5 protein-coding genes are annotated in these 5,671 nt (G+C 63.5%); 4 read left to right on the top strand and 1 reads right to left on the bottom strand.

Annotated features, from left to right (window positions below):
- The coding region (locus tag VKI00_RS02985) for a fatty acid--CoA ligase family protein (RefSeq protein ID WP_324435241.1) at positions 1-1,159 on the top strand (1,159 nt) is incomplete at its 5' end.
- Positions 1,160-1,199: 40 nt separating this feature from the next.
- Here the strand turns inward: VKI00_RS02985 and VKI00_RS02980 are convergent.
- Complete coding sequence (locus VKI00_RS02980) at positions 1,200-1,829, bottom strand: TetR/AcrR family transcriptional regulator (RefSeq protein WP_324435239.1); 630 nt, start codon at positions 1,827-1,829, stop codon at positions 1,200-1,202.
- A 194-nt stretch (positions 1,830-2,023) separates the two neighbouring features.
- On the opposite strand from VKI00_RS02980, the gene VKI00_RS02975 reads away from it, so the two are divergent.
- From VKI00_RS02975 to VKI00_RS02965, 3 genes are all read left to right on the top strand, one after another.
- The gene (locus VKI00_RS02975; protein ID WP_324435237.1) at positions 2,024-3,886 is read left to right on the top strand and encodes a phosphotransferase; all 1,863 of its coding nucleotides are present in this window, start codon (positions 2,024-2,026) and stop codon (positions 3,884-3,886) included.
- Positions 3,887-4,208: 322 nt separating this feature from the next.
- Positions 4,209-5,420: an enoyl-CoA hydratase-related protein gene (locus VKI00_RS02970; protein ID WP_324435235.1), complete on the top strand. Its 1,212-nt coding sequence runs from the start codon at positions 4,209-4,211 to the stop codon at positions 5,418-5,420.
- Between the two features lie 3 nt (positions 5,421-5,423).
- A partial coding sequence (locus VKI00_RS02965) for an acyl-CoA dehydrogenase family protein (protein ID WP_324435233.1) occupies positions 5,424-5,671 on the top strand: 248 nt, incomplete at its 3' end.

Raw genomic sequence — 5,671 nt, 5'->3', positions numbered from 1 at the left:
CCTGGGCGACCAAAACCGAGGCGCCAGCTATGGCCGCACAATCGATCCCAATGGCCCCGGAGACATGCTTTACACCTCGGGCACAACCGGGTCGCCCAAGGGCGTGCTGGTATCTCATGACGCCGTCCTGCGGACCGCCTTCGCGTCGGCGCTCACCCGCGCCTACCAAGACGGGCGGCGGATTCTGTTCTCGCTGCCGTGCTACCACATGTTCGGCTACGTGGAGGGCCTGCTGTCGGCCAGCTTCGTTGGCGGCGCAGTCATCCCTCAGACAAGTTTCAGCGCCGAGGGCTACTTCGCAGGCATTCAGCGGCACCGAGCCACCGACGTCTTGTGCGTGCCGACGATGGCGGTGGCGATGCTCGAGCACCCGGCCCGCGGCGATTACGACCTGAGCTCGCTCACCGCAATTCTGTGTGGTTCGGCGCCCGCGCCGATCTGGCTGTGGGAGCAGATAGAGGCCGACCTCGGGGTCAGCGAGATCGTCACCGGCTATGGGATGACCGAGTCCGGAGGCGCGATGACGCTGACCCGTCCAGAGGATCCGTTGGAACTGACCTCCGACACGGCGGGGCGACCAAAAATGGCCGGACCTGCGGGAGTCCCGGGCACGGATGCACTCGTGCAGTACCAGGCGGTAGACCCCGAAACGGGCGTCGCGCTGCCGCCTGGCCAGGAGGGCGAACTCGTCTCGCGCGGGCCGACGACGATGCTGGGCTACTGGAATCGACCCGATGACACCGCCGTCACACTGCGGCAGGGGTGGTTGCATTCAGGTGACCTCGGCGTGGTGCGGGACGATGGCTATCTCCAGGTCACCGGTCGTAGCAAGGAGCTCTACAAGAGCGGCGGTGAGCTGGTCATGCCCAAGGAGATTGAAGATCTCCTGGCCGCTCATGATGCGATCAGTCAAGTGTTCGCTATCGGGCTACCCGACGAACGCTGGGGTGAGATCGGTTGTGTCGTCATAGTTCCGGCTCCGGGGGCTGCGCTCACTGAGGCCGACGTGCTGGCCATCTGCCGCGCCAAACTCGCGAGGTTCAAGGTACCCAAGCGCGTCGTTTTCTGTCGCCGCGAAGATCTACCCACCACGCCTACCGGCAAGGTGCAGAAGTTCCGTCTCGTGCAACAGCTCCGCGCCCCTCAGGGACAACGCTGATGCATCCACTTCGGTTCGAACTTGCTTGCGGCGCTTGACCTCAGCCTTCGGCTGCTGCACCAAGGGCAGCAGCAGCGATGGTGGCGATGATGGTCTCTTCGTCGGTTTCGACAGTTCCGTCTAGCCAGTCCACGATCAGCTGGGTGGTGCCGGCGGTGAGGATCCGCGCCGCGAGGTCACGACGGATGCCGGTGGGCGGATTGCCGGTGAACGGTATGACATCCGCCGCCATGCGAGCGCTGAATTCACGAATCGCACGCTGCTGTCGCTCGCGCAGGCGAGGAAACGCAGGGCATTCTGTATACAGCCGTGCCGAGGCTGGGTCGGAAGCCAACGTATGTACTACGGCCTGTGCCGCCGCACGAACGCGCTTTGGTCCCGACCCAACGGCGGCCACCGCGCCATCGATTGCATTCCAAAGTCGGGTGAACAGCTGTTCGGCACAAACATCTAGCAGGTCGTCCTTGCCGGAGAAGTCCACGTAGAAGTAGCGCTTGGTCAACTCGGCTGTCTGGCATACCTGTTCGACGGTCAGCGCGGCGACGCCGTGTTCGGCGATCACCGCCTCCGCGGCCCCGATTAACCGTTGCCGCCGCGACTCTGCGCGCGCTTCGGCGCTCACGCCACCGTAGGTGCGACCTACGTCGGCCGCGGAGGTTTCTTGACTCATGGTGACCGCCATTATAATCTGACACGTGACCGTGTCAGATTGCGGAAAGGCAGACGCGCGTGACGCACAGCACCCTTACGGGCAATGGCCTGCTAATTCGGGAGGCATCAGAGATCACCGCTCGGTGGCTCGAGCGTGTCTTGAATCGCCCGCGACTTCAGGCCACAGCGGTCGAACGGATCGGTACAGGTCAAATGAGCCTGACTTACCGCGTCTCGTATATCGAGGCCGACGGGTCCGAGGCGACCGTGGTGGTCAAGTTGGCTGCTGGCGACGACATCAGCCGTAACACCGGCGTGGGCATGGGCGCTTACCTCCGCGAGGTGGCCTTCTACCAACATCTCGGCGGTCGCCTGCAAGGACCGCCGCGCTGTCATCTCGCCGAATACGACGTCGCCGAGGGGTGGTTCACCCTCGTTCTCGACGACGTCGTCGGCGCACAACAGGGCGACCAGATCGCCGGCTGCGGCGTCGACACCGCGCGCCTGGTGATGCGAACTCTGGCCGGACTACACGCGCCCGTGTTCAACGACCTCGCCACCGGAACCCTCGACTTCCTCAACCAGCCCAATCCACTCACCCAGGCGGTGATGACGGCGCTGCTACCTCAACTGCTTGATCGATACGGCGAGCGCATCGACCCCGCGCACGCCGAGGTCTGCAAACGTTACGTCGCTATCGCCGATGCCCATGCCGCAGACATTCGGGCGCCGTTGGGACTCATCCACGGTGACTTCCGCCTCGACAACCTACTGTTCAGTGGTGACACAAAATGCGTCGTCGTCGATTGGCAGACGGTGCAATGGGGACCCGCGATGGTCGACGTCGCCTACTTCTTGGGCGGCAGCCTAGAGATCGAGGACCGGCACGCACATGAGCGCGAACTAGTCCGCAACTATTACGACGGGCTCATCTCTGCCGGCGTTACGAACTTCACCTGGCACCAGTGCTGGGAAGAGTATCGCCGCCAGCCGTTTTGGGCGCTGGCAGTGGTTATTGTCGCCGCGATGGCCGTCGAGCGAACCGCACGCGGTGACGATATGTTCATGGCCCTGTTGCGGCGAACCTGCCAGCAGATTATCGACTTGGGTTCACTGGAGCTGCTCCCCGAACCGGGAGCCGGCCCGTTGGCCCTGCTTCCTGCAGCGGGCGACGAAGCGCCGCACCAACCGGGCGCCGATCCGTTCTGGAACGAGAGTTGGTACTTCGACGGGATCAGCCTTGGCCAGCGGGGGCCCGAGGTCGGGGTATACCTGCGACTCGGCAACGTTCCAAACCAAGCTGGCGGCGTGTACTCAGTGGCCGTGGTCCGCCCCGGGCGTCCGACGGTGATGGTCACCGACTATTCCTGCCCGCACCCCATTCTGGGCACCGACCACCAAACCGTGACTGGCACCGATTACCACGCCGTACACCACTGCATGCGGCCGCTGGAGAAGTTCTGGCTCCAGTTCGACGGCGCTGCAAGCGAATACGCCGACGACGCGGACCCTCTCAATGGAAAATCGGGGGATCCGGTGCAACTACACCTCGACCTACAGTGGCTCACTGACGGTGCGCCCTACCAATGGCGTGCAACCACGCGCTACGAGATTCCTTGCCGGGTAACGGGAACGATCATTATCGACGGCGAGGAGATCACCATCGCCGGTCCCGGACAGCGTGATCATTCCTGGGGCAGCCGCGACTGGTGGGCCAACGACTGGATGTGGACAGCCTTCCATCTCGACGACGGAACGCGGGTGCATGCAGTCACCCTGCCTGATCATCCCGGAATGGCAGTCGGCTACATCCAATCCGATGGCCAGGTGGTCGAGGAGCTGACAGTAGGTTCATCCACCGCGATACACGCCTCCGACGGACTCGTGACCGCCGCGCACCTAACGTTGGGCTCCGGTCCGCTCGATGTCGACGTGCAACCGCTCGGCTTCGGCGCGCTGCGCATGGAGGCGCCCGACGGGCGGGTCTCCTTCTTTCCGAGGGCAATGGCCGCTTTCCGAACCGAGGACGGTCGCCGCGGCGTCGGCTGGATCGAATGGAACACCAACCAGAGATAAAGGCTGGCTTAACCCAGCTCAGCACATCGGATTGATCGGTGTGTGCTTCCACCGAGGTCAGCCGTCTCCGCCGCGGACTTCCTTGGCGTCATGCAAAGGCAATGGCAGCGGGATGCGTGATCGCTAAGATGCGTGATCGCTAACTTGTTCGGGCTGCCCAAGTTACCATCGCGGCTCATCGTGCCAGCGGTGTATAAAATTTAACACAGACTAGAAAATGATGATATGCTGCAACCAGGGTGACTAGAAAAGGGCAGTCCTTATTTGAATCACTGTTAATTTTCAAGAAGCCGCGGGCATCGAGAGGAGCGGTCACGGGACTATGACGGCTGATCACGCCTTCGACACGAAAGTATCCACCGCCCAACAGCTCTACCGAGCACTCGCCGCAGGCGACCGCGAAGCGCTCCCGATGCTCCTCCATCCCGACTTCGTCGGGCAGGTGACCGATGGCCTTCCGCTGAACATGGGCGGACGTCACGACGGTCCAGAGGCGATGCGGCGTGACGTGTGGTGGACCATCGGACGCCACTACAAGGTCGAAGCGCAGCCGGAGGAATTCCACCTCCTCGATGACGACAGGCTCTTCGTCGCCGGGCACTACCGCGGCGAGGGCCGCGCCTCGGGACGGCGACTCGACGCGGCATTCATCCATCTCATCGCCTTCGCCGCCGACGGGCTCATCGTGTCATTGCAGCAGTTGACCGACAGCGCTGCTTGGGTGCAGGCCCTCAGCGACGGCGCGACGCTGCAGACTATCGACTACTCGGTCACCGATGCGGTCGCCACCATCTGTCTGAACCGTCCGAAGGCCCGCAACGCTATCGACATGCAGTTGGCCGAAGAAACCCTCGAGGTAGCGCGCCGCGTCGCCGCCGACGATTCGATCCGCGCAGTCCTCATCTGCGGCAACGGCCCTGCGCTGACCGTCGGCGGCGACATCGAGTACTTTCTCGCGCACTCCGACGAACAGTTCGGCCCGCTCTTCGCGCAGATGACAACACCGTTTCATGAAGCATTTCGTGTCCTGAGTCGCATCGAAGCCCCGATCGTGACTGCCGCACACGGCGCGGTCGCCGGCGGCGGTCTTGGCTTTGTATATGCGGCCGATCTCGTTATCGCTGCCGAGGGAACAAAATTTGTAACCGCGTTTGCAGCGCTGGGGCTTTCGGGGGACGGCGGTGGAACGTGGCATCTGCCCAGGCTCATCGGTGCCCGGCGTGCCGCGGAGGCGTATCTGCGCAACAAGCCGATCGAAGTCGCAGAGGCGCTTGAGTGGGGATTGATCAACGAGATCGTGCCTCCCGAGGAATTGCGGAAGCGCGCCGAAGCGGTGGCGCGGGAATTGTCGAATGGGCCGACCCGCGGTTTCGCGAGCATGCGTGCGCTGCTGCGCGACGCATGGCGCAACGACCTGTCGACTCAGCTGCAAGAAGAGATCCACGCGCTCCGACGCACCGGCGACACCGCCGACGCCGCAGCGGCGATCAAAAGCTTTGCGGCCAAGCGCCACCCCGAATTCACCGGAGAGTAGGACATGGGACTCATTCAGGACTCTGTCGAACACAAAGCCATTCGCGAGACCGTGGCTGGCATCGCCTCTCGTTATGGGGCGCAATACTTCATCGAACGCGGCCGATCCGGCGGCGGTATTGATGAACTGTGGAAGGACCTCGGGGCCGCCGGCCTGCTCGGGTTGCACCTGCCCGAAGATTACGGGGGCGGCGGCGGAGGCATGTCCGAGGCCGTCGTTGTGGTCGAGGAACTCGCCGCGCACGGCATGCC

The organism is Mycobacterium sp., from assembly GCF_035314665.1.
Taxonomy (GTDB): Bacteria; Actinomycetota; Actinomycetes; order Mycobacteriales; family Mycobacteriaceae; genus Mycobacterium.
Note: the sequence above shows the minus strand (reverse complement) of the source record. Positions and strands in the feature narration are given on the sequence as shown.